We start from the raw sequence: 22,455 nt of genomic DNA, 5'->3' as shown, positions 1-22,455 counted from the left end.
GACGACTGGCGCGCTCCGGGACCCGAAGGTACTACACGAACCGCCCGAACGGCCACAGTGGTCCGTGGTGGGAGCGGTCCCAAATCATTCATGTGAACCAATGGCGCGGGGCACACTCCGCAATCAGCACGTGACGGCGTGAACAAACCGCAGTTCAGGGCCGACCTGAAACATGCTATTCACAATAGTCGGAGTTATGAACGATGGTCGCCGTGCGCCCGGCCGGCATTGGCGGCGATGGCCTCGACGATGCGCGGCCAGACCTCTCGCGGCAGGTCATGGCCCATTCCGGGGATGACGATCAATTCCGCGCCGGGCACGGCGGCGGCCGTGGCCCGGCCCCCGCTGACGCCGATGAGCGGGTCGTCCTCGCCGTGGATGACCACAGTGGGGACTTTCACACCGTGCAGCGCCGCGGTGCGGTCGGGAGAGGCGAGGACCGCGGCGTACTGCCGCAGGGTGCCCAGCGGGTGATAAGCGCGGTCGTACTTGGCCGCCGCGCGACGCAGCAACTCCTCCTCGGCGGCCGGAAAGCCCGGTGAGCCGATGATCCGTGAGGACGCGACGGAGTTGGCGATGGCCGCCTCCCGGTCCGGGGCGGGCGGGCGGCCCAGCACGGCTGCCGCCTCCGGCGTGGGGCGGCCGACGGTGAGATCCCCGGTCATCGACATGATCGAGCAGAGGCTGAGGACCCGGTCCGGATGGTCGATGGTGAGCTGCTGGGCGACCATGCCGCCGAGCGAGGCACCGGCGACGTGGGCGCGTTCGATCCCGAGGGTGCCGAGCAGACCGGCAGCGTCGGCGGCGAGGTCGGCCAGCAGGTAAGGCACCGTCGTCCGGTCACCGGCCAGAATCGCCGGCAGATCGGGCACACCCCACTCCGGCCGCCGGGTGGACAGGCCGGCGTCGCGGTTGTCGAAGCGGATCACGTGGAAGCCGCGGGCGGCGAGCTGCTCGCAGAACTCCTGCGGCCAGTCGATCAGCTGGGCGCCGAGGCCCATGATGAGCAGCAACGCCGGGTCGCCCGGGTCGCCGAGCGTCTCGTGGTGCAGCCGGATGTCCTCGGAGGTCATGACTGCGTTCTTACACCACCGCGACCGCTGTCGGCTCGCCGAGGAAGTCCGGCTCGGCCACCGGCCGCCCGAAGTGGTATCCCTGGGCGAGACGGTAGCCGAGACGGTGCAGCTCGGCGGCCTGCTCGGCGGTCTCCACACCCTCGGCGACCGCCATCAGCCCGAGCCCGTGGGAGACCTGGATCAGGGCGGTGGCGATGACCGCCTCCCGGCCGGCCAGCGTGATGTTGTCCACGAACGACTTGTCGACCTTCAGCACGTCGACGGGCACGGTCTGGAGCAGACCCAGCGACGAGTGGCCGGTGCCGAAGTCGTCCAGGGCGATCCGGACACCCAGCTCGTGCAGGTCCTTGACCGCCTGAACGGCCTGACCGCCGCCGAAGACCGCCGTTTCGGTCACCTCGAGGATCAGGTTCTGGGCACCCAGACCGGTCCACGCCAGCACCGACGACACCAGCTCGGTGAAGCCCGGCTCGGCGAGCTGCCGCGCCGAGACGTTCACGCTGACCCGCTCCGGGGCGGCGTCACCCAGAGTGTTGCGCCACACGACCGCCTGGGCACAGGCCGTCCGCAGGATCCACGCACCCAGTTCGACGATGAGGCCGTTCTGCTCGGCGACGGGGATGAACTCGGCCGGGCTGACAAAACCGCGGTCCGGGTGGTCCCAGCGAATCAGGGCCTCGACGGAGACGATGCGGCCGTCGGGCAGCGAGACGATGGGCTGGTAGACGAGCCGGAACTGGCCGGTGTCCAGCGCGATCCGCACGGCGGCGCCGAGGCGGGCCTCCTCACCGGCCTCGTCGTCGAGGTCGGCGGAGTAGCGGCGCAGCTTGTCACCGTCGGCCTTGGCGGCGTACATCGCCACGTCCGCGCGGCGGAGCAGTTCGACGGCGTCGTCCGTACCGTCGGCGCCGGCGACGCCGATGCCGGCGCCGATGAGCAGCTCGTGCTCCCCGGTCTCGATCGGGACGCGCAGAGCGGCGCCGAGCCGCGCGGCCATCGTGTCGCCCTCGGCGGCGGTGGCGTCGGCCACCAGGACCGCGAACTCGTCGCCGCCCATCCGGGCCGCCAGGTCGCCGGGACGCAGGCCGGACCCGAGGCGCGCGCCGACAGCCGCCAGCAGCTCGTCACCGACGGCGTGGCCGAACCGGTCGTTGACCGCCTTGAAGCCGGTCAGGTCGAGCATCGCCACCTGCGGCGACCCCGTCTCGAGGGCCTCGCGGACCCGCTGCTCGAACCGGCGACGGTTGGCCAGCCCGGTCAGCTCGTCCCGCATGGCCAGGATCTCGAGCTGGCCCGCCTGGGCCTGGACCTGCGCGACAAAACCGGCCATCCGGATCAGGACCAGCACGAAGAGCACCACCGCGCCGACGCCGATCGCCAGCCAGCTCACCGGGCGGCCCACGTGCGCGCCCTGGAGGAACAGCACCGCCGGGACGACCAGTGTGGAGCAGGTCAGGATCGCCAGGCGGCCCCGGCCGAACTGCTCCCGGCCCGTCGCCCGCGGCCTGGCGCTCACCGACGGGTGCAGCGCCGCACCGGCCCAGTAGACGTACGCGAACAGGAAACCGGTGTAGACGAAGTCGCCGGCGACCATCAGCACGGCGGGCATCAGGGTGTAGACGACGTTCGCGGCCAGGGTCAGGACGCTGCCGATGATCAGCAGCCAGCCGCTGACCGTGGGGCGTCCGGCCCGGGTGACCAGCCGCGCGACCACCGCGATCATGAGCACGCTGGCCGTCGGGTAGCCGATCGTGACGAGCCGCCCGACCAGCGGTGACGCCGTGTCGCCGAGGATCGGGCCGATGACGAAGATCCAGTAGATCAGGCCGAGGCCCGCGGCGATGATCGCCGTGTCGACCAGGCCCGACCACTCCCGCCGGCGCCGGCCCCGCGCCAGACCGTAGAGACCGGCGATCAGCGGCGGATACGCGCTCAGATAGAAGGCGTCGGACCAGGACGGGTACGGGTGGAAGCCCCGCACCGTCTCGTCGATCGCGTACGCGGCGTCGCCGAGCACCCAGAGGACCTGGCCGGCGATGAAGACGTACCACGGGCGTACGTCGGTGGGCCGGTTGCGGCGCACACCGGCGACCATGACGAGCAGCGCCACGAGACCGAACAGCCAGGCGGCGACAGCCCGGCCACCGCCCGGGGGCAGGAACGGGTAGCCGAGGCACGCCACCGTGCCCAGCCCCATCCACAGCAACCACGCGCGTTCGGCATTCCTGGTCAGCACGACTCGTCCATCGGCCGCCGGATGCGGCACCTGAGGTTCCCGGAAGTTCTTGACCGCGGGCCATCGACGGGAGTTGGCTGGTCCATACAGCTACATCAGTGGCTGAGAACGGGAGACTCCGGTGCAAATCCTGTCCACCACGAGGGTCCGGCTCACGGCGGCCGTCGCCGTCGGCGCGGCCCTCGTGTCGGTTCTCGGCGCGGCGCCCCCGGCCGCCGCCCGCCCCGGCCGGCACACCATCAACGGCAGCAAACCGCGGTGGCTCGGCCGCGCGAAGAAGGCCGGCACCCCGGCCGCCGCCGGCACCATCAACTTCGGCCTGCTGCTGACCATGCGCGACCGCGCGGGCGCCGAGGCAGCCCTGGCGGCGATCTCCGACCCGGCCGCCGCGGACTACGGCAAGTGGCTCAGCGCCGGGCAGTTCGAGGCCCGCTACGCCCCTGCCGCCGCGGACGTGCGGGCGGTGCGGACCTGGCTGAAGGACCAGGGCTTCACGCTGCGCGGCACCCTCGCCGGCGGCATGTACGTCGAGACCTCCGGCACCACGGCCCAGATCAACAAGACGTTCGGGACGACCGTCGAGAACTACACGTACCAGGGACACACGGTGCACGCGAACAGCACCGAACTGTCACTGCCCGAGAACACCCCGGCCGCCGTGACCGGGCTGGTCACCGGGGTCATCGGCGTCGACCAGGGCAGCTCGCTCAAGACGCCCGGTGAGACGCTGCCGCCGCCCGGGCCCGGCTTCCGCGCGGGCACACCCTGCTCGTCGTACTACGGCGAGAAGAAGGCGACCACGCTGCCCACGAAGGCGCCCTGGGTCGTCTGCGGGTACGAGCCGAAGCAGTACCAGTCCGCGTACGGGGTCAGTGACCAGCTGAAACGAGGGCTGGACGGACGCGGGGTAACCGTGGCGATCACCGACGCGTACGCATCGCCGACCATCACCCAGGACGCCCGGCAGTACAACCGCAAGCACGGGCTGCCGGCGTTCAAGAACCGGCAGTTCCGGCAGATCACCCCGCCGGCCGACGGCTACGCCAACACCGAACTGTGCGACGCCCAGGGCTGGTACGGCGAGGAGACGCTCGACGTCGAAGCCGTGCACGCCATGGCGCCCGGCGCGAACGTCGTCTACGTCGGCGGCAGCGACTGCGTCACCGGGCTCGACGAGGCGTGGGCCGAGACCATCGACAACCACGTCGCGGACATCATCACCAACTCGTGGGGCAACGCGACCGACGACATCGAGCTGCTCGGCGAGGACGTGGTCGCGTTCTACCAGCAGTTCTCCCTCGAGGCCGCGCTGACCGGCATCACCGTCGACTTCTCCAGCGGCGACTCCGGCGACCAGACCTCCGGCGGCACCGACGTGGCGTCGAAAACCGTCGACTTCCCGGCCGACCTGCCGTACGTCACCGGTGTCGGCGGGACGAGCGTGGGCATCGACAAGCACAGCAAGCGGGTGTGGGAGCACGGCTGGCAGAGCGCGTACCAGACCCTCGAGAACGGCGTGTGGGGCCCGTCGGCGTACGTCTCCGGCGGGGGCGGCGGCACCAGCGTGATCTTCGCGCAGCCGTTCTACCAGCGCGGCAAGGTCCCGGCGGCGATCTCGAAGTACTTCGGCAGCACCCCCGCGCGGGCCGTGCCGGACATCTCGATGCCGGGCGACCCCAACACCGGCTTCCGCGTCGGCCAGACGCAGGAATTCCCGGACGGCACCTACTACGACGAATACCGCATCGGTGGCACCAGCCTGGCGTCACCGCTGCTCGCGGGCGTCCAGGCCATTGCGAACCAGAAGGCGCACCACGCGCTGGGCTTCGTCAACCCGCTCTACTACAGCCTGCTCGGCACATCGGCGCTGACCGACATCCGCGCACCGCGCACGCCGATCTACCAGGCGCGCGCGAACTACGTGAACTCGCTCGACCCGAGTGAGGGACGCACGTACATCCTCCAGCAGGTCGACGTGCAGACCTCGACGATCCACAGCACCCCCGGTTACGACGCCGAGACCGGCGTCGGCAGCCCGGGCCCGCGCTTCTTCGCGGCCATGCCCGGTCACCGCTGATCCTCCGGCGGGCGGGGCCTTCCCGGCCCCGCCCGCCCTCTTTCTGTCGGACCCGGCCGCTAGCCTCCCGGGCATGATTTCCGGTACGCCCACAGCAGCCCGCTCGGGCGCCCTGGCCACCCTCGTCAGCAAGGGCGACATCGGGGCCGTGCTGGGCGTCCTGGAAAGCCTCGACGAGCCGGGGCGCCGCGCGCTCGCCGCCGCCGTGCGGGCGCTGGAGGTCGACCGCACCCAGCAGCCGGGCGCCTCCTGGCACACCGAGCAGCGGGCCGCCCGCCGCCAGGAGGGCGCGCTGCGCGTCGCCGGAGCCGGCTGCCTTCCCCGCGCCGCCGACATCGTCTCGTGGCTGCGCTCCGACCGCTTCTGGTACGAACCCACCCGGCAGACGATCGACGCTCTGGCCCGGATCCTGCGGGCACCAGGGCGGCCGTCACTCACCGCGGTCGCGCAAGGGCTGGCGACCAAGCTCCGCACCGCACAGGTCGACCAGCAGTGGCCGATCGTCGCCCGTCTGCTGACCGAGGCCGAGCTGCCGTTCCCGCCCACCGAGGCGGTGCTCCGCGGCTGGATCCGCGAGCTCGGCGCTGCCCCTTCCCTGGCCGACGCGGTGCACCGCGATGCCAGGACACCGCTGCTGCTGCCCCACCTCTTCACCGAGCCCGGCCTGGGCAGCGAGCTCGACGACCGCTGGCCACCGGTCCTCGCCGGCCTCTCCCCCGGCATGCTCGACGGCTGCCTGCTTCGCCTCCACGCGGGCGACCGGCCCGCGGCGATCCGCCCGTTCGTGACCCTGCACCGGCTGCTCGATCCCGGCCTCGACGAGTGCGCCGCCCGCCGCCAGGACTATCTGGGCCTGCTGTCCAGCCCGCACATCGCCGTCGCCGAGCTGGCGATGACCGCGTTGCGCCGCCTCGACGAGGCCGGCCTCCTCGGCACCGAGGCCCTCACCGAGGCAGCCCGCACGGTCCTGCCCCGCCCCGAGAAGAAACTGGTCCGGGCCCAGCTCGCCTGGCTCGGCGACGCCCTCGGCCGCGGCCCGGTCCTGCCCCTGCTCGACGCGGTCACCGCGGGCCTGTCCAACGACTCGATCGACCTCGCGGAGAGCGCCCTGAAGGTGCTGGCGCAGCACCTCCCGGAGAGCCGTACGCTCCTGGCCGACGCCGCAGCCGCCCTGGAGGGCGACCTCCGCCGCCAGATCGACCAGCTCCTCGACCGCGAGACACCGGCCGCCGCCCCGGCTGTCACGGTCCTGCCACCCGTGGCCCCGAGCGAGCCGATGCCCGGGCCGATCACCACCCTGGGCGAGCTCAGGACGGCCGTGAAAAGCCTCCTGCTCCGGGACCCGGACCAGCCCGTCCTGCTGGAACGCACCTACGCGGCCCTCGTCGCCCACGCCCACGCCGACCGCGCAGCACTGGCCCGCATGCTCGAACCCCTGATCCCCGGACACTGGACGTCCCCGTTCGTCAACGTCCTCCGCGCCGCAGCCGGTCAGGAGTGGACCGAGTGGCAGGCCGAGGACTGGCGGAAACCGACACCCCCGTTCTGGATGCTCGTCGCCCGCGCCCACGAGCTGTCCACCCAGCTCAGCGGGGACCTGCCACCCGCACTGCTGGCCACCCCGGCCACTGTGGACGGCCACGTCGATCCGCTACGCGTAGTGACCCTGCTGGCCGGCGACTGGGAGCCTGGGCCGTACGACCTGAGCCAGGCCCTGCTCCGCCTCCCGCGTACGGTCGACCCGGCCGTGCAGGAGGCCGCGGATCGGCTCACCTCCGCAGCGGGCCGCGCCGTCGCCCGGTGGCTGCACGACGGCGGCCTGCCAGACCCGGCCACCTCGACCATCACCGCCACCCTGCGGCCGTGCACCCACCTGCCCCCGGACGCGGACTACGAGTGCTGGTGCACGGAAGGACCAGGCCTGCGCCGCGTGGCAACAGTCGCGCCGGTGTCCCACCCCGCACTGACCGTTCCCGACGGGCTGCTCGACCTGCCCGGCGGGGACGCCGCCTACGACCGCGCCCACGGCCTGCACCACGGCACCCCGATGGCGTGCTGGCCGATGATCCTCCCCGGCCACCGCGACATCATGGCCGCCCACATCCAGCCCCTGATCGCCGAAGCAGCCAACGGCACCCGCCGAGCGGGCGTCGACATCCTGCCCGCCCTGGCCGACTCGTCAGGCCCGTTCGGACCGGCGACGGCACTGTGCCTCGCCTACGGCCTCGCAGCCGGCCACCCCGCCTCCCGCCTCGCGGCGACGGACGCCTTTCTGATCCTCGCCGCCACCCCGACCTTCGACGGCGCCCTGATCGGCCACGAGCTGGCCGCCCTCACCACCGGCGGCGTCGTGGTCCTCAAGAGAGTGTCCGAAGCACTGACCGAGGCGCTGCGCTCGGGGGCGGCCGGCGCGGTGTGGAGCACGGTCCGCCCTCTGGTCGAGTCGATTTTGGTCCCGCCGCCGCCTGCCCGAGCTGCGGAGGTGCTCTCGCTCGCGGCCGCCGCAGCCACGGCCGCCGGCGCCCGCGGGGAACTGCCAGGTCTGGCCGACGTCGCCTCCCGGGGCGGCACCAGTCGCCTCGTCACCGAGGCGGCCCGCCTCCTGCGCACCCTCACGCCCTGAATACGACAGCCATGAGCCCGAAGCCCAGCCCTAAATGCCTTTCGCAATCCCCGGAGCGCCACTGACCGCAACCGGAATCAGCGGTCCCGCCCCGCCTCGCCCTGCACCGCACCGCACCGGGCCGCGCCGCTTCGCCCTGGGGCAGGGCTGCATCGCCCCGCACCGGCTGCGCCGCGGCGCCGCGGGCCGCCCCGCACCGCGCCGCCCGGCACAACGCCGCAACGCTTCGCCCTGGCCGGGCCGGGCTGCACCGCGCCGCGCCGGGCCGCTCCGTGCCGCCGCGGGCCGGGCAGCTTCGCCCCTGGGCCGGGCCGCATCGCCCCGCGCCCACCGCGCCGCCCGGGGCCGCCCCGCACAAGGCCACTTCGCCCTCGGCCGCACTGCCCGCACCGCGCCACCCTGGGCCGGGCCGCATCGCCCTGGGCCGAGCCGCGCCGCGGCCGATCGCCCAGCCGGCACGCGAAGCGTCACACCTGCCTGCTTGGAGGGGCCACAAGGTCTGGCCCCGGGACACTTGCGACACCCCCGGGCGGCGGCTGGACGGGTGCAGCCAGCCGCTGCGTGGGGAGGCCCGGCGCGGACCAGCTACGTGGTCGGCGGCCGGTCGGGGTTGGGGGTGCTGTAGGAGGCGATGTAGCTCAGGGCGGCGTTCATCGCCGCGCGTAAGGCCTTGGTGTTGCGCAGGGTCTGGGTGAGCAGCGTGCCACCCTGCAGGGCCGTGAGCAGGGCCAGGGCGAGTTCGTCCAGGTCGGCGTCCGGGGACAGTTCGCCGCGGTCCTGCATGGCCTGCAGGCCGGTGTGGAGGAGCTCCTGCCAGCGGAGGAAGCCCTGGCCGATCTGCTCGCGGGAGGCTTCGTCGCCGGCGCTGAGTTCGCCGGCGAGGGTGCCGAGGGTGCATTCGCCGCCGAAGCCGATGGTTTCCTGGCGTTCGATGCCGGCGTCGGCCCAGGCGCGGAGGGCTTCGAGGCTGTCGAGGGCGCCCATCATGGGGCGGCCCGGGATCGGGACGGCGTCGGCCTGGCGGGCGATGACGGCCCGGATCAACGCCTGCTTGCTGTCGAAGTAGTGGTAGAGCTGCGAGCCGCTGATGCCCGCCGCTTTGCGGACGTCCTCGGTGCTGGTGCCTGCGACGCCGCGGGCGGCGATGAGGTCGACGGCGGTCTGCAGGATGCGGTCCCGGGTCGCCTGGCCCTTGCGGGTCAGCTTGCGGGGTTCGGGCGGCGCGGTCACCACCTCACCGTACCGCGGAATGGGTTGAACCGTCCAAAAACCGTGCTACGTTTTTGGACAGGACGACCCATAAATGAGGAGCTCGCATGTCTGACACCACCGACCTCACCGGCCGCACCGCGCTCGTGACGGGAGCAACCGCCGGCATCGGCCGCGCGGTCGCGCTTCAGCTGGCCGCTCGCGGGGCGAAGGTCGTCGCCCACGGACGTGACGCCCGGCGCGGCGACGACCTGGTGGACGAGATCACCCGTGGGGGCGGGACGGCGCGGTTCGTCACGGCCGACCTGACCCGGTCCGACGACGTGCTGCGGCTCGCGGCCGAGGCCGGTGACGTCGACATCCTGGTCAACAACGCCGGGATCTACGCCTTCACGAGCACGGCCGGCACCTCCGCCGGCAGCTTCGACGAGCATCTGGCCATCAACACCCGGGCGCCGTTCCTGCTGGTCGGGGCGCTGGCGCCGGGCATGGCCGAGCGTGGGTACGGGTCGATCGTCAACATCACCTCGACCGCCGCCACCTCACCCGCCCCGGTCGGTGCGGCCTACGGTGCGTCGAAAGCCGCGGTGGAGCTGCTCACGCGGTCGTGGGCGACCGAGTTCGGTGCTCAGGGCGTACGCGTGAACGGTGTCTCACCCGGACCGGTCCGCACGGCCGGGACCACCGAGATGCTGGGTGACAACATCGACGTGCTCGGGCAGGCCAACCTCCGCGGGCGCGTCGGCGAGCCGGAGGAAATCGCCGAGGTCGTCGGTTTTCTGGTGGGCGACGGAAGCAGTTACATCAACGGCTCGGTGATCGTCGCCAGTGGTGGCGAGCGCAGCTCCCTCCCGGCCTGACCGCCCACCATGGACATCTTCGTCATCGGCGCGACCGGTTTTGTCGGCGGCGCCGCGGCCCGGCACCTGGCCGCACGCGGGCATTCCGTCAGCGGGCTCGCCCGCTCGGACGCGGCGGCTCGAGCCCTGAGCGAGCAGGGAATCGTCGCTGTCCGTGGCGACCTGGAGGAGGGCCGGGCGGCCGTGGTCGCTTCGGTCGCCGACGCCGTGATCGTCGCCGCGCAGCTGGATCCCACCGTCGAGCAGGTGCTGGTGGACGAGCTCCTGGACGCCCTCGCGGGCACCGGCAGGACCCTGCTCCTCACCTCCGGAACGGGCGCCTTCCTGCAGCGCACCGGCGGCGCCTGGAGCGAGGACGTGTACGCCGAGGACGACCCGTTCGAGGTCGAGCCCCTCGCCCGGCAGCGGTTCGCGGTCGAGCAGGCCGTGCGGCGGGCAGGCCGTCACCCGCGACCTCGGCGTTCCGGTACGCAGCCTGAGCCCGTCCGAGGCGAACCACGTCTGGGGTGAGTTCGGGGCGCTCATCATGGGCGCGTCCAGCCGCGGGCGCGCACCCCGGTCACGGCACGAGCTCGGCTGGACGCCGACGGTGACCGACATGCTGTCCAGCGTCGGCGAGGCACGACTCCGGGAGCTCGCGGGGCCGGGTTGACCTTCATCGTCCGGCCGGGCGCGTGGGGCGAGCGTGCACGCGATATTGTGCCCTCGGCGTGCCGTGAAGCGTGGGGAGAACAAGTTGCCGAGCCTCCCCCTGCGTCCCGGCGACCCCGAACGCCTCGGCGAGTACGAGCTGACCGCGCGTCTCGGCGCCGGCGGGATGGGCACCGTCTTCCTGGGCCGGGCACCGCAGGGCCGGCCGGTCGCCATCAAGGTCGTCCGCAGCGAGTTCGTCCGGGACGAGGAGTTCCTCGGGCGGTTCCGCAGCGAGGTCAACCGGGCCCGCCAGGTGCCACCGTTCTGCACCGCCGAGGTGCTCGGGGCCGATCTCGACCACGACCCGCCCTACCTGGTGGTCGAATACGTCGACGGGCCGACCCTCACCGACGTGATCCGCGAGCACGGGCCCCTCTCCCCCGCCGGTCTCTACAGCGCGGCGATCGGCATCGCGACCGCCCTGACCGCGATCCACGGTGCGGGTGTCATCCACCGCGACCTCAAACCCGGCAACGTCCTCTTCGCCCTGGGCGGCGTCAAGGTCATCGACTTCGGCATCGCCCGGCCGCTGGAGGCGACGAGCGCTCATACCCGTACCGATCAGATGGTCGGGACCGTCGCCTACATGGCGCCGGAACGCTTCGACGAGGCACCCGGCCCCCGGGTCAGCCCGGCGGCGGACATCTTCGCGTGGGGCGCGGTGGTCACGTTCGCGGGCACAGGACGGACCCCGTTCGCGGCCGACTCGGCGCCGGCCACCGCGATGCGCATCCTGACGCAGCCGCCGTCGCTGGGCGATCTGCCCATGCCGCTGCGCACCATCGTCGAGCGGACCCTGGCCAAGGAGCCCTCCGAACGCCCGACCGCCCGCGAACTGCTCGATCTGCTGCTCGCCACCGGTAGCCCGGCCGCGCTGCCACCGCGTGCGGTCCCGGACGACCCAACCCATGTGCTGCCGCAGTACGCAGCAGGATCGACACCCGCCGGCGCGACAACGGCCGGAGACGGACAGGGCCTGGACGATCCGCACCGCCCGGCCGGCCAACCACAGGCCGGGCCGGTGCAAGCCGGCCAGCCACAGGCCGGGGCGGCGCGAGCCGGGCAGCCGCAGGCCGGCCAACCACAACCCTGGCAACCGCAGGCCGGGCAACCGCACGGCGGGCAACCGCAAGGTGGGCAGCCACAGACCTGGCAGGCGCCGGGCGGGCAAGCGCCGGGCGGGCAGGCGCCGAGCGGTCGGAAAGGCCGTCGGAAGGGTCGTGTGCTCACGACCGCGGCGCTCGCGCTGGCCGCGGCCGTCGCGCTCGGTGGTGTGGTGCTGTTCAGTAAGGCGGACAGCGAGACCACCGGCGAGGGCCGGAACCCCGCGACGGGTATCGGCGGCCCGAGCAGCGCTCCGGCCGTCTCCCCGTCGGCGAGCCGGCCCGCCCCGGGCCCGACCGGGAACGCCGGGGTGCTCGCCGGGTCCCGCAAGACGCTGATCCACTTCGTGGAGATCGACCGCGACCTGGCCATGCCTTTCCAGGACGAGGTGATCGCCTCCGACGGGACGGGCAAGGACGCGCTCTTCGCGCTGATCCCGCTGGGGGTCGACTTCCTGATCCAGTCGGTGCAGCCGACCGAGGGCGAACCCCCGTGCCTCGGGGTCAAGATCGTCCCGGACGACTCGGCGGAGCTGGTCGCCACCGAGTGCGCCGGGACGAAGGCGACGCTGTTCTCCATCTCGCCGACCGGTGCCAAGGACGACAAGGGCCGGCCGACCTACACGATCTACAACGACTCCTACGGTCTGGTGCAGTACTACGAGACCGAGAAGCGGGTCTACGTCGAGCAGCTCGGCGACGCCCCGCCCGACACGACGTTCAGCTTCGTCGACCGCGGCCCGCTCTGACGATGCTGGTGCTCGATCTTCTCTCCGTGACGGAGGGTGTGAACGTTTCCGGCGACCAGGCCGGTTTCCACGCCCTGGCTGTGCTCGTGGCCGGTGGGGGTGAGCTGGCGCTGTCCGACGAGGGTCAGCTGCTGGGCGTTCTGGTCGAGGCGACGGAGGGTCCGGTGGTCGCCGGGCTCCACGACCGCCGTCTCACTGTCCGCGGCGGCGACGAAGGCCGGTCGATCCTGGCCGACGAGCTCCGCGCCGTCGGTGACATGGATGACGGCGGCCACGCCCACATCGAGTATTTCGAGGGCCACTTCTACCTCGGCGCAGGCAGCCTGCCGCTCATCCTCATCAGCCCGCACGGGGGAATGCCGCGGCGGTGAGCCGGTCGTACTGGTCCGGGCTCAAGCGCAGGCCTTCCGCCGCGAGGTTCTCCTCGAGGTGGGTGATCGAGGCGGTGCCGGGGATCGGGAGCATGATCGGCGAGCGGGCCAGCAGCCACGCCAGCGACACCTGGGCCTGTGTGGCGCCCAGCTCCGCGGCCACGGCGGCGATCTCGGTGCCGGTCGTGGTGGTGGCGGGGTGGACCGGGCGCCACGGCAGGAAGGCGATGCCCGCTTCCGTGCAGGCGTCCAGGACCGTCTCGTGCTCGCGGTCGAGCACGTTGTAGCGGTTCTGGACACTCGCGACGGTGATGATCGTCCGGGCTTCGGCCAGCTGGGCGGCAGTGATCTCGGAGAGCCCGAGGTGGGCGATCTTCCCGGCCGTCTGCAGGTCGCGGAGGGTGCCGAGCTGGTCGGCAAGCGGCACCGCAGGGTCGATGCGGTGCAGCTGGAGCAGGTCGAGCCGGTCGACGCGGAGCCGCCGGAGCGCTTCGTCGACCTGTTCGCGGAGGAAGGCCGGGCTGCCGTCGAAGGCGGCCTCGCGGTCCCCGCGCGGCGGTGCCACGCCGACCTTGGTGGCGAGGATCAGATTCTCCGGGTACGGGTACAGCGCCGCAGCCAGCAGCTCCTCGTTCGCACCCCAGCCGTACAGGTGGGCGGTGTCGATGAGGGTGACGCCGAGCTCGACCGCGCGCCGGGCGACGGCGATCGCGGCCCGGCGGTCCGGTTCGGGTGCGGTCGGCAGGTGCATCGCCCCGAAACCGAGGCGGCCGACGGGGATCGGGTCAGCGGGTACGGACGGTGAGGTCATCGAGAACCATGGTGCCCGGGTCGAGGCGGAGACCGACGGCCGGGGACCAGCTCGCCAGGGTGGTGGCGTCCACGGCCGCGCCGACGGGTGCGGTGTGCAGCAGCCGCCAGGTGTCGTCGTGGTCGAGCCAGGTGGTGAGGGTGCCGTCGCGCAAAACCGCCGCGAAGCGATCGCCGGGCTGCCAGCGGACGTCCGCACAGCAGCCGCCGGCGGCCTCGGGGCGGTTGACGCCGGCCCGCCGCACGTCGGCCCCGGACGTCCCGAAGTGGTTGTTGTACCAGGCCAGAGCGTTGTTGTCGACGCCCGCCGACTGGCCCGCGAAGAGACTGTCCTCGGGCGACGCCCCGCTGAACGACCGTGGGGTGACGATGACGGCCGTGCCCTTCTCGGAGCCCCGGGCCGGCACGGCAAGGACGCCGAACGAGCGTGTCGTGGCCCGGGCGGTGAGGCCGCCATCGGCGACGGAGAGCGCGGGCAGCGCCTCGCCGGAGACCTGCTGGTCCAGCCGGTAGCCGGCCGTACGGTCGGTGCTGAAGTCGTCGGCCCAGGCGGTGACGGGGAAGTCGGCCGGGTCGAAGAAGTAGCGGGTGGGGGCGACCGCCGTCGTCACGCCCCGGCCGGTGGTGGCCAGGAGGCGGATCGGCGGGCTGTTGCCGAGGTCGGCGCCCTCGGGGATCCGGACCTGCCAGGTGGTGTCCGTGGTGGTCCCGCGACGGGTCGTGGCGGCCGGGGTGGCGGTCCAGCCGCGCGGCACCTCGAGCGACGGGCGGACCGTGCGCGGGCCCCTGACCCGGGTCCGGACGGTCACGGTGCTGCCGGAGTCGGCCGGGACAGCGCCGTCCCGCAGATCCAGGAACGTGGCGGTGACCGCCGGGTCGGGCCGGCGCCACAGCTGGAGGTTCGTGATGCCGACCGCGCCGCCGTCGTCGCGGACGGGCGTGATCCGTAGCCGGTCGGTGAGCAGCGGCGGGTCGATCAGGACGCGGTTGACCGCCCGCAGCGCCGGGGTTGCCGGGTCGCGGGTCTGACCGGGAACGTCCTGCCAGGTGCCCGCACGGTCCTGGTATTCGACCGTGAACGACTGCGGGGTGCGGACGCCGCCACCGTCGTCGTAGAAGACCACGCGCAGGTCGGAGACGCTGGTCGCCGCGCCCAGGTCGACGTCGAGGTGGTCGCTGCGGTTCGGGGACTGCCAGGTGGTCCAGCGGGTGGCGGGCACGTCGAGGTGGAAGTCCTGGCCGTCGATCGCGTCGACGGCCTTGTCACCCGGCCACGTGTACGACGCGGTCGCGAGCGGATAGCCCGACTCGGCCACGTTCGCGGCGTCGTCCACGAGCACCGGCAGGTTGGAGTCGCGCGTGGGCGCGAGCGCCACCGTCGTACGGGAAAGGGTGGTCTGGGTGTGCCGGAGCTTGCCGTCGACCCACAGGCGCAAACCCGCGCCCTGCCCGTACCGGGTGCCGTCGCGGTCCCAGAGGATCGTCAGGTTGTGGCCGTGGTAGGCGAGGTTCTCGACCGCGAAGTGGTCCCAGTCCGCCGGGACGAGCGGTGCCAGCTCGATCGAGGCGCCGGGCTGCGGGCGGATGCCGAGCAGGCCGGAGAGCACGTTGTCGGTGAACGTGGAGTGGTTGTAGTCCTCGCTGTGACCGCGGCCGTCGTAGATCCAGCGGTCCTCGTCCGGGTGGTGCGCCTCGGCGACGTACGGCTTGCCGTTCTTGCGCTGGGTCAGGGCGTACCCGCGGAGCACGTCGTAGTAGTCCTGGCGGTCGACGTAGCTCTGCGCCGGGTAGTCGATCAGCTGGTTGGCCAGGGCGGTCAACGTCTGACTGGTCGCGTACGGCCAGCTCGGGCCGTCCCACCGGCAGCACCCGTCGAGCGCCTGGTGCATGAACCACGGGCTGCGCCGCTCGGTGGTCGTCGGGCCGTACGGGGCTGCGAAGCCCTGCGGGTCGGTGAGCTGGGCCCACGCCGCCGCGTTGCCCGCCGGTGGCATGTGGAAGTACCAGGGGATGAAGCCGATCTGCTCCCGGTCGGTGATGCGGGTGCCGTCGCGCATCACGTGCTTGTAGAAGGAACCGTCCCAGAGGTCCTTCTCCTGGTTGGTGCGCAGGGTCGCCGCTTCTCGCTCGTAGCGGGCGGCCTTGCGCGGGTCACCGGCGCGACGGGCGAGCAGGGCCAGCGCGCGGGCGTCGCCGTACTGGTAGGCGTTGAGGGTGGGCCGGAAACCGTCGCCGCCGTGATAGGGGTCGTCGCTCTGATAGGAGCTCGCCGTGAACTCCATGGCGTCCCACACCGGCGTCTGCCAGTAGAGCCCGCGGGCCGGGTCGAAGTTCGTCTCCTTCCAGCGCTGGTACTGCCGCTCGAGCTCGGGCAGCCGCTGCAGCAGGAACTTCCAGTCGCCGGTCACCTCGGCGCGGGCGACCGCGGCGTCGACCGCCCAGAACGAATACTGGTGGGCCCAGTCGGTGGAGTTCTTGCCGAGGCCCTCGGTCGCCGGCTTGGCACCGGCGCCGGAGCCGCGCAGCCAGTAGTCCAGGTAGTCGTCGAGGTAGCGGGTGTCGCGCAGCCAGCGGCCCTCGTAGAGGTGGTGCCCGGCGGCGGCGCTGATGCCACCGTTCGGCGCGGAGTAGCCGACCGGGCCGAGGAACTCCGAGACGATCCAGCCGTCCTTCGGCCCGGTGTACTTCAGCGCCTCCTTGAAGGTGCGCCAGCGGTAGTAGTACGTGTCCTGGATCGCCGCGTCCGGCAGGTCGACGAACGGGATGTTCGCCTTGTACCAGCCGGGTTCCGGGGTGTCGCCGAGCAGCCGTTCCTGGTCGAGGAAATGCGTGGTGGGCCCGACGGCCGGATAGACCGGCGGCGGCTGCGCCTGGGCGGGCGTGCCGACGAGGACCAGACCGACGACCAGGGCGGCACTGCGCAGCATGGGCGTTCCTCAGCGGTTGTAACGACGGTCGAGAGCGGGGTTGTACGCGTCCAGCACCGGATCGAACGCCGTCGCCTGCCGTGCCTTCGCGGTGACACCGGCCCAGCGCTGCAGCGCCGCGGTCGCCGTGGCGGCTTCCTCCGGTGTCAGCAGGCTGATGTTCGCGCCGTGGTTCGCGCCGGCGGCCACGTAGGACAGCGAGTCCCGAGTGCCGGGCCCGAGGTGGAACGGCTCCGCGCCCCACGGGTCGTTCTGCCCGTACACGAAGAGGAGCTCACGGCCGGCGAGCCGGACCCAGAGGTCGATGTCGGTCATCGCCAGGGGGTGGAAGCGCGGGTGCAGGTCGCTGGGGACGTACGACTCGGCGCGGTCCTCGCCGGGGTACCGCTGCAGCTTCGCGAGGTGCTTCAGCTTGATCACGGGGTAGCCGAGCTGCGCGGCGGCCTGGAAGTAGTAGGGCACGTACCCGCTGATGCCCTGGTCGGTGTTGGCGTCGAGCCCGAAGACGGCGTCCAGCCAGCCGAGGATCGCCTCGTCGGACGCCGTCGTGGCCGGCACCGAGCCGCACTGGCTCTGCCCGCTGTACTGCCAGAACGCCCAGGGTGCGCCGTTGACGAGGAACTCGAACGCGCGGTCCGCGGACTCGACGATGGTGAAGGTGCGGTTGTTGGCCGTTGCCCAGGCCTCGTAGCGGGCGACCAGCGCCGACCGCCGTTTCAGCGCCTCGATCTGCACGTTGTCGAGCGCCGCCCGGCAGGCCGCGTCGGTGCCGACGGTAGTGAAGAACTTGTCGTACGCCGAGTCCTCCCGGTTGACCACGTCCTGCGGCGCGACGTAGGCGACCGTGCCGTCCACGTCGGACGGATAGAAACGGCGGTGGTAGATCGAGGTCATGCCGCCCTTGCTCGCCCCCGTCGAGATCCACTTCGCGGGGTAGAGCGGCGCGAGCGCCTCCACGATCCGGTGGTGGTCGGTGGCGGCCTGCCAGATCGTCAGGTCGGACCAGTCGGCGGGCGCGGGCCGCGACGGCGTGAAGAACCGCTGCTCGACCGAGAGCTGGTTGCCGTCGATCAGGCGGGTGGGCTCGGCGCGGAAGACGTAACCCGGGACGCCGTACCCGGTGGTGTGCAGGACCGTGGGCCGGTCGGTGCCGCGGTGGAGCAGGGTCATCCGCTGCTCGAACGTGCCCGCCGACGGATCCCGGTGATCGGCGGCCTGGGTGATCGTGAGGACGAAGAACCTGTACGGCGCGGGGGCTGTCTGTTCCTCGACGACGGTCAGTCCGGGCACCTTCCGCAGCTGGTCGAGGATGTCCTCCTCCTCCACCGCCGCTTGAGCGGGACCGGCCACCACCACCGAGCCGGCCAGCAGAAGCAGAACTGCCCAGAGCCGTTTCATGCGGTCCCCCGTCGCCGACGTCAAGCCATCGAGGACTGACCATATCTTGATCCGGCCGGTCAGTCTCCCCGTTGTTCCAGCATCAGCTCCAGGCCGTCGAGGAGCCGGTCGAGGCCGAACCGGAACGACCGCCCGGGGTCGGCGACGGCGTTGTACTCCTTCCCCGCGACCGTCCCGACCCGGCCGGAGAGCGGATAGCGGTCCGGTGGCATGACCCGCTCGAGCACCGCCGCGTTGACCTCCCACCACTGCGCGTCGGTGATGCCGGAGCGCTGCTCGGTGCGGCGCGAGTCGATCGACAGCCGGGCGGAGCTCGCCGCGAACCCGGACAGCAGCGTCACCACCTGGTCCATCTCCAGGTCGGTGAAGCCCGCGCCCTCGATCGCGGCCAGCTGCCACTCGTAGCGGTCCGAGCCGTTGGGGCCGATCCACGGACGGGTCTCGTCGATCTGCAGCAGCCAGGGGTGCCGGTGGTACTCGTCCCAGAGCAACCGGGCGACCGTGGCCATCCGCTCCCGCACCGGGCCGGTGTGCGGCGTCAGGTCCGCCTCGCCGTAGACCTCGTCGACCATCAGGCCGATCAGCTCCGCGCGCCCCGGCACGTACGTGTAGATCGACATCAGCTTGATCCCGAGGCGGTCCGCCACCTTGCGCATCGAGAAGGCCGGCAGCCCCTCCTCGTCGGCCACCGCGACGGCGGCAGCGACCACCTCGTCGACGCTGACGCGCTGCCGCGGCCCCCGGCTGCCCTGGGGCACGCCGAGCGTCCGGCGCCAGAGCAGCGTCAGGGTCCTGTCGACGTCCGCTTTTTCCATGTGCACAGATTACCCCGTGAGGTGTACGGAGCCCGGAAGGCGACGCGGGCGTTCGGGTACGTCCGCGTAACCACCCATTCGCAGCCGCCGTACCGTTCGGTGACCTGTCTGACGTTGCCCGCGGGATTTTCCGTAAGGCATACGGAGTTAGGGGAACCGTGACAACCGAGCACGCACTCGTCGCGCAGGGACTGCGCAAGCGCTACGGCGACCTCCACGCACTCGACGGCTTCGACCTCACCGTCGCGGCCGGCACCATCCACGGACTGCTCGGCCCGAACGGCGCCGGCAAGAGCACCGCGGTCCGGGCCCTGGCCACCCTGATCGACCTCGACGGCGGCACCGCCCGCGTCGCCGGGCTCGACGTCCGGCGCCAGCCCAAGCAGGTACGCACGCGCATCGGCCTCGTCGGTCAGCACCCGGCCGTCGACGAGATCCTCGGCGGCCGGCAGAACCTGGTCATGTTCCGTCGCCTGTACGGCCTGTCCACCGCAGCCGCGAAAACCCGCGCCGGCGAACTGCTCGACGCGTTCGGGCTGGCCGCGGCGGCGGAACGGGCCGTCTCCACGTACTCGGGTGGGATGCGCCGCCGCCTGGACATCGCCGCCGGGCTGATCCTGCGCCCGGCCGTGCTCTTCCTCGACGAACCGACCACCGGGCTCGACCCGCGGGCCCGCAACGAGGTGTGGGAGACCGTGCGGGAGGTCGCCGGGCTGGGCACCACGGTCCTGCTGACCACGCAATTTCTGGACGAGGCCGACCAGCTCGCCGACGGGATCTCGGTGCTCGACCACGGCCGGGTCGTGGCGTCCGGCTCCCCCGACGAGCTGAAACGCCGGCTCGGTGGCGACCGGGTGACCGTCACGTTCCCCCGGCACGAGCCGCTGCGGACGCTGATCGACGGACCCGTCTCGATGGACGAGGAGGCGCACACCGCGACGTACGCGTCCGGTTCCGGTGTGGTCCTGCTCGCCGAGCTGGTCCGGGCCCTGGACCGGGCCGGGATCACCCCCGACGACCTCGTCCTGCGGCGCCCGACCCTGGACGAAGTTTTCCTCAGCCTGACCACCGAGGAGGCGAACCGGTGACCGCACTCCGGCACGGCTGGATCATCACGCAACGGGACCTGGCCCACTGGGTCCGCCAGCCCTGGGCGCCGATCTTCGGGCTGCTCTTCACGATCATGTTGCTGCTCGTTTTCGGTTTCCTGTTCGGCGGCGCGATCGAGGTGCCCGGCGGCGGCGACTACATCACGTTCCTGCTGCCCGGGATGCTCGCGCTGTCCATGATGTTCGGCATCGAGGCGACCACCACCGCGATGGCCGCGGATTCCCGCAAGGGCGTGACGGACCGGTTCCGCTCGATGCCGATCAGCAGCGCGGCGGTGACGCTCGGCCGGGCCGGCGCGGACCTGACCAACTCGGCGGCCGAGTTGCTCGTGCTGATCCTCGGCGGTCTGCTCATCGGCTGGCGGATCGGCTCGGACCCGGCCTCGGCGCTGCTCGCGGTGCTGCTCCTGCTGTTCCTGCGCTTCGCGATGCTGTGGATCGGCATCTTTCTCGGACTGGCGATCCGCGGTGAGGGCGGCACCCAGGCGGTGCAGGTGCTGATCTGGCCGATCGGCTTCCTCTCCACGGCGCTCGTCTCGGCCGAGACGATGCCGGGCTGGGTGGGCGCGATCGCCGCCTGGAACCCGGTGTCAGCGACCGCGACGGCGGCGCGGGTGCTCTTCGGCAACCCGACCGGCGTGACCCAGGGACCCCTCGCGGACCACGCGGTGCTGCTGGCCGTGGCCTGGCCCGCCCTGATCACAGCGGTGTTCCTGCCGCTGTCCGCGCGGGCCTACCGGCGGCTCCGCGCCTAGGGAAAGAGCAGGTCGAGGTGGGTGTCGAGGGCACCGATCGCCCGCTCGGGCGTGAAGTGGCCGGCGAGCAGGTGGACACCCAGGCCCTCCATCACGGCGAGCAGCCCGGCCGCGGCGCCGGCCGGGTCGCTCGCCTTCCCGCCCGCGCGGATCAGGTCCGTGACAAAACCGAGCAGCTCCTCGGTGTCCTTGCGCAGCGGGTCGCCGGCGGCCGGGCGCACCGCCGTGTACGCGAGAAAGGCCAGCGCCACCCGCCCGTACGCCCGGCTCTCGTCGTCGAGCGGGAGCACCCCGGCGATCAGCGTCCGCAGGAGCTCCCGCGGCCCCGGTTCCGGGCCGAGCCGGCTCATCCGCCCGGTGATGCGCTCCTGGTTTCGTTCGCGGACCACCGCCATCGCGAAGCCCATCATCTCGTCCTTGGTGCGGAAGTAGTGCTGCACCATGCCCGTCGACACGTCCGCGGCCGCCGCGACGTGCCGCAGGCTGACCGCTTCGAGCCCCTGCTCGGCGGCGACCCGGACGAGGGCGTCGGCGATCTGGGTCCGCCGCGCCTGATGGTCGACCTGTTTGGGCATGCCGACAATGCTAAGAGGTGAGGTGCGGTCCGAGCAGCGTCAGGTCCGCGGGTGAGAGCCTGTCACTGGCGGTCTTCGCCTGGTGCCAATACGGGTACAGCAGCGTCGGCGCGCTCACCTCGTCGAGCCGCGCCCGTTCCTCGGCGGTCAGTGTCAGGTCGGCCGCGGCCAGGTTGTCGGCGAGCTGCTCGGCGGTCCGCGCGCCGATCACCAGCGAGGTCACCGCGGGCCGGCCCAGCAGGTACGCGAGGGCGACCTGCGCCGCCGAGACACCCCGGTCGGCGCCGATGGCGACGAGCACCTCGACGGTGTCGTAGAGCTTCTCCCGGTCGTGCACGGGTGGCTCGTTCCACTCGGTGAGCTGACGCGAACCGCCGGACGGCTGCGCGTCCCGCCTGTACTTGCCCGACAGCAGACCACCGGCCAGCGGGCTCCACACGAGCACACCGAGGCCCTGGTCGACCGCGGCCGGGATCAGCTCGTACTCGGCGTCGCGGGCCTGCAGCGAGTAGTAGATCTGCTGGCTGACGAACCGCGGCAGCCCGGTGCGGTCGGCGGTGCCGAGCGCCTTCATCAGCTGCCAGCCGGCGTAGTTCGACGCGCCGACGTACCGGACCTTGCCCGCCTTGACCAGCAGGTCGAGCGCCTCGAGGGTCTCCTCGAGCGGCGTCAGCCCGTCCCACTCGTGCACCTGGTAGAGGTCGATGTGGTCGGTCCGCAGCCGCCGCAGGCTGTCCTCGCACCCCTTGATGACGTGGTGCCGCGACAGACCGGCGTCGTTCGGCCCGGACCCCATCGGCATCCGCACCTTGGTCGCGACGAGGACGTCGTTGCGCCGGCCCTCGAGGACCTCACCGACGATCTCCTCGGAGACCCCGCCGGAGTAGACGTCCGCGGTGTCGATCAGATTGACCCCGGCGTCGAGGCACTGGTCGACCTGGCGGCGGGCCTCCGCCACGTCGGTCGAGCCGACGTCGGCAAAACCGCCCTTGCCGCCGAACGTCATGGTGCCCATCGTGAGCACCGAGACCCGCAGACCTGACTTACCGAGCGCGCGATATTCCATGAA

General features: G+C 72.1%; 18 protein-coding genes. 9 read left to right on the top strand and 9 right to left on the bottom strand.

Translation table 11 applies throughout. The features are described from left to right. Positions 1 to 194: 194 nt before the first annotated feature. The gene (locus AFR_RS18290; RefSeq protein WP_023362280.1) at positions 195 to 1,073 is read right to left on the bottom strand and encodes an alpha/beta fold hydrolase; all 879 of its coding nucleotides are present in this window, start codon (positions 1,071 to 1,073) and stop codon (positions 195 to 197) included. A gap of 10 nt (positions 1,074 to 1,083) precedes the next feature. Then, positions 1,084 to 3,312 carry a putative bifunctional diguanylate cyclase/phosphodiesterase gene (locus tag AFR_RS18285; RefSeq protein WP_238547301.1) on the bottom strand — a complete coding sequence of 743 codons (2,229 nt, stop codon included), beginning with the start codon at positions 3,310 to 3,312 and terminating at the stop codon, positions 1,084 to 1,086. Positions 3,313 to 3,433: 121 nt separating this feature from the next. Here AFR_RS18285 and AFR_RS18280 point away from each other — a divergent pair, with 121 nt between their 5' ends. Next, complete coding sequence (locus AFR_RS18280) at positions 3,434 to 5,389, top strand: S53 family peptidase (RefSeq protein WP_023362278.1); 1,956 nt, start codon at positions 3,434 to 3,436, stop codon at positions 5,387 to 5,389. Positions 5,390 to 5,462: 73 nt separating this feature from the next. Continuing rightward, entirely contained in the window at positions 5,463 to 8,012 is a 2,550-nt protein-coding gene (locus AFR_RS18275) for a hypothetical protein (protein WP_023362277.1), read from the top strand. 585 nt (positions 8,013 to 8,597) lie between these two features. On the opposite strand, the gene AFR_RS18270 is transcribed toward AFR_RS18275, so the two are convergent. Then, positions 8,598 to 9,242, bottom strand: a complete 645-nt coding sequence (locus AFR_RS18270) for a TetR/AcrR family transcriptional regulator (protein WP_041842371.1) — start codon at positions 9,240 to 9,242, stop codon at positions 8,598 to 8,600. 86 nt (positions 9,243 to 9,328) lie between these two features. Between AFR_RS18270 and AFR_RS18265 the strand changes: the two genes are divergently transcribed. The 5 genes from AFR_RS18265 to AFR_RS18250 all read left to right on the top strand — a co-directional run bounded on the left by AFR_RS18265 (position 9,329) and on the right by AFR_RS18250 (position 12,997). Continuing rightward, positions 9,329 to 10,081 (top strand): SDR family NAD(P)-dependent oxidoreductase, encoded by a 753-nt coding sequence (locus AFR_RS18265; RefSeq protein WP_023362275.1) that lies wholly within the window; start codon positions 9,329 to 9,331, stop codon positions 10,079 to 10,081. Positions 10,082 to 10,090: 9 nt separating this feature from the next. After that, complete coding sequence (locus AFR_RS18260) at positions 10,091 to 10,591, top strand: NAD(P)H-binding protein (RefSeq protein ID WP_023362274.1); 501 nt, start codon at positions 10,091 to 10,093, stop codon at positions 10,589 to 10,591. A 16-nt stretch (positions 10,592 to 10,607) separates the two neighbouring features. Then, positions 10,608 to 10,733: a hypothetical protein gene (locus AFR_RS48425; RefSeq protein ID WP_274519530.1), complete on the top strand. Its 126-nt coding sequence runs from the start codon at positions 10,608 to 10,610 to the stop codon at positions 10,731 to 10,733. An 84-nt stretch (positions 10,734 to 10,817) separates the two neighbouring features. After that, positions 10,818 to 12,626, top strand: coding sequence for a serine/threonine protein kinase (locus AFR_RS18255; protein WP_023362273.1), 1,809 nt, complete (start codon positions 10,818 to 10,820; stop codon positions 12,624 to 12,626). Positions 12,627 to 12,652: 26 nt separating this feature from the next. Then, the gene (locus tag AFR_RS18250; RefSeq protein ID WP_148307997.1) at positions 12,653 to 12,997 is read left to right on the top strand and encodes an Imm32 family immunity protein; all 345 of its coding nucleotides are present in this window, start codon (positions 12,653 to 12,655) and stop codon (positions 12,995 to 12,997) included. Here AFR_RS18250 and AFR_RS18245 read toward each other — a convergent pair. The 4 genes from AFR_RS18245 to AFR_RS18230 are packed head-to-tail and all read right to left on the bottom strand — an operon-like array spanning position 12,966 to position 18,947. Continuing rightward, the gene (locus AFR_RS18245; RefSeq protein ID WP_023362271.1) at positions 12,966 to 13,808 is read right to left on the bottom strand and encodes an aldo/keto reductase; all 843 of its coding nucleotides are present in this window, start codon (positions 13,806 to 13,808) and stop codon (positions 12,966 to 12,968) included. The genes AFR_RS18250 and AFR_RS18245 overlap by 32 nt on opposite strands. Then, positions 13,783 to 16,734: an MGH1-like glycoside hydrolase domain-containing protein gene (locus tag AFR_RS18240; protein WP_023362268.1), complete on the bottom strand. Its 2,952-nt coding sequence runs from the start codon at positions 16,732 to 16,734 to the stop codon at positions 13,783 to 13,785. The genes AFR_RS18245 and AFR_RS18240 overlap by 26 nt, the downstream gene beginning before the upstream one ends. Positions 16,735 to 16,743: 9 nt before the next feature. Further along, the gene (locus AFR_RS18235; protein ID WP_023362266.1) at positions 16,744 to 18,132 is read right to left on the bottom strand and encodes a S28 family serine protease; all 1,389 of its coding nucleotides are present in this window, start codon (positions 18,130 to 18,132) and stop codon (positions 16,744 to 16,746) included. Between the two features lie 59 nt (positions 18,133 to 18,191). Continuing rightward, positions 18,192 to 18,947, bottom strand: a complete 756-nt coding sequence (locus AFR_RS18230; RefSeq protein ID WP_023362264.1) for a TetR/AcrR family transcriptional regulator — start codon at positions 18,945 to 18,947, stop codon at positions 18,192 to 18,194. Positions 18,948 to 19,105: 158 nt separating this feature from the next. Between AFR_RS18230 and AFR_RS18225 the strand changes: the two genes are divergently transcribed. Next, a complete protein-coding gene (locus AFR_RS18225) occupies positions 19,106 to 20,035 on the top strand; it encodes a daunorubicin resistance protein DrrA family ABC transporter ATP-binding protein (protein WP_023362262.1) in 930 nt (309 codons plus the stop codon). Beyond that, complete coding sequence (locus tag AFR_RS18220; protein ID WP_023362260.1) at positions 20,032 to 20,811, top strand: ABC transporter permease; 780 nt, start codon at positions 20,032 to 20,034, stop codon at positions 20,809 to 20,811. The genes AFR_RS18225 and AFR_RS18220 overlap by 4 nt, the downstream gene beginning before the upstream one ends. Here AFR_RS18220 and AFR_RS18215 read toward each other — a convergent pair. Both AFR_RS18215 and AFR_RS18210 read right to left on the bottom strand, forming a co-directional pair. Continuing rightward, a complete protein-coding gene (locus AFR_RS18215) occupies positions 20,808 to 21,386 on the bottom strand; it encodes a TetR/AcrR family transcriptional regulator (protein WP_023362258.1) in 579 nt (192 codons plus the stop codon). The genes AFR_RS18220 and AFR_RS18215 overlap by 4 nt on opposite strands. 10 nt (positions 21,387 to 21,396) lie before the next feature. Beyond that, complete coding sequence (locus AFR_RS18210; RefSeq protein WP_023362256.1) at positions 21,397 to 22,452, bottom strand: aldo/keto reductase; 1,056 nt, start codon at positions 22,450 to 22,452, stop codon at positions 21,397 to 21,399. Between the last annotated feature and the right edge of the window lie 3 nt (positions 22,453 to 22,455).

The organism is Amorphoplanes friuliensis DSM 7358 (genome assembly GCF_000494755.1).
In the GTDB taxonomy this organism is placed as follows: domain Bacteria; phylum Actinomycetota; class Actinomycetes; order Mycobacteriales; family Micromonosporaceae; genus Actinoplanes; species Actinoplanes friuliensis.
The sequence above is the reverse complement of the archived record's forward strand: the minus strand, read 5'-3'. Positions and strand labels throughout refer to the sequence as shown.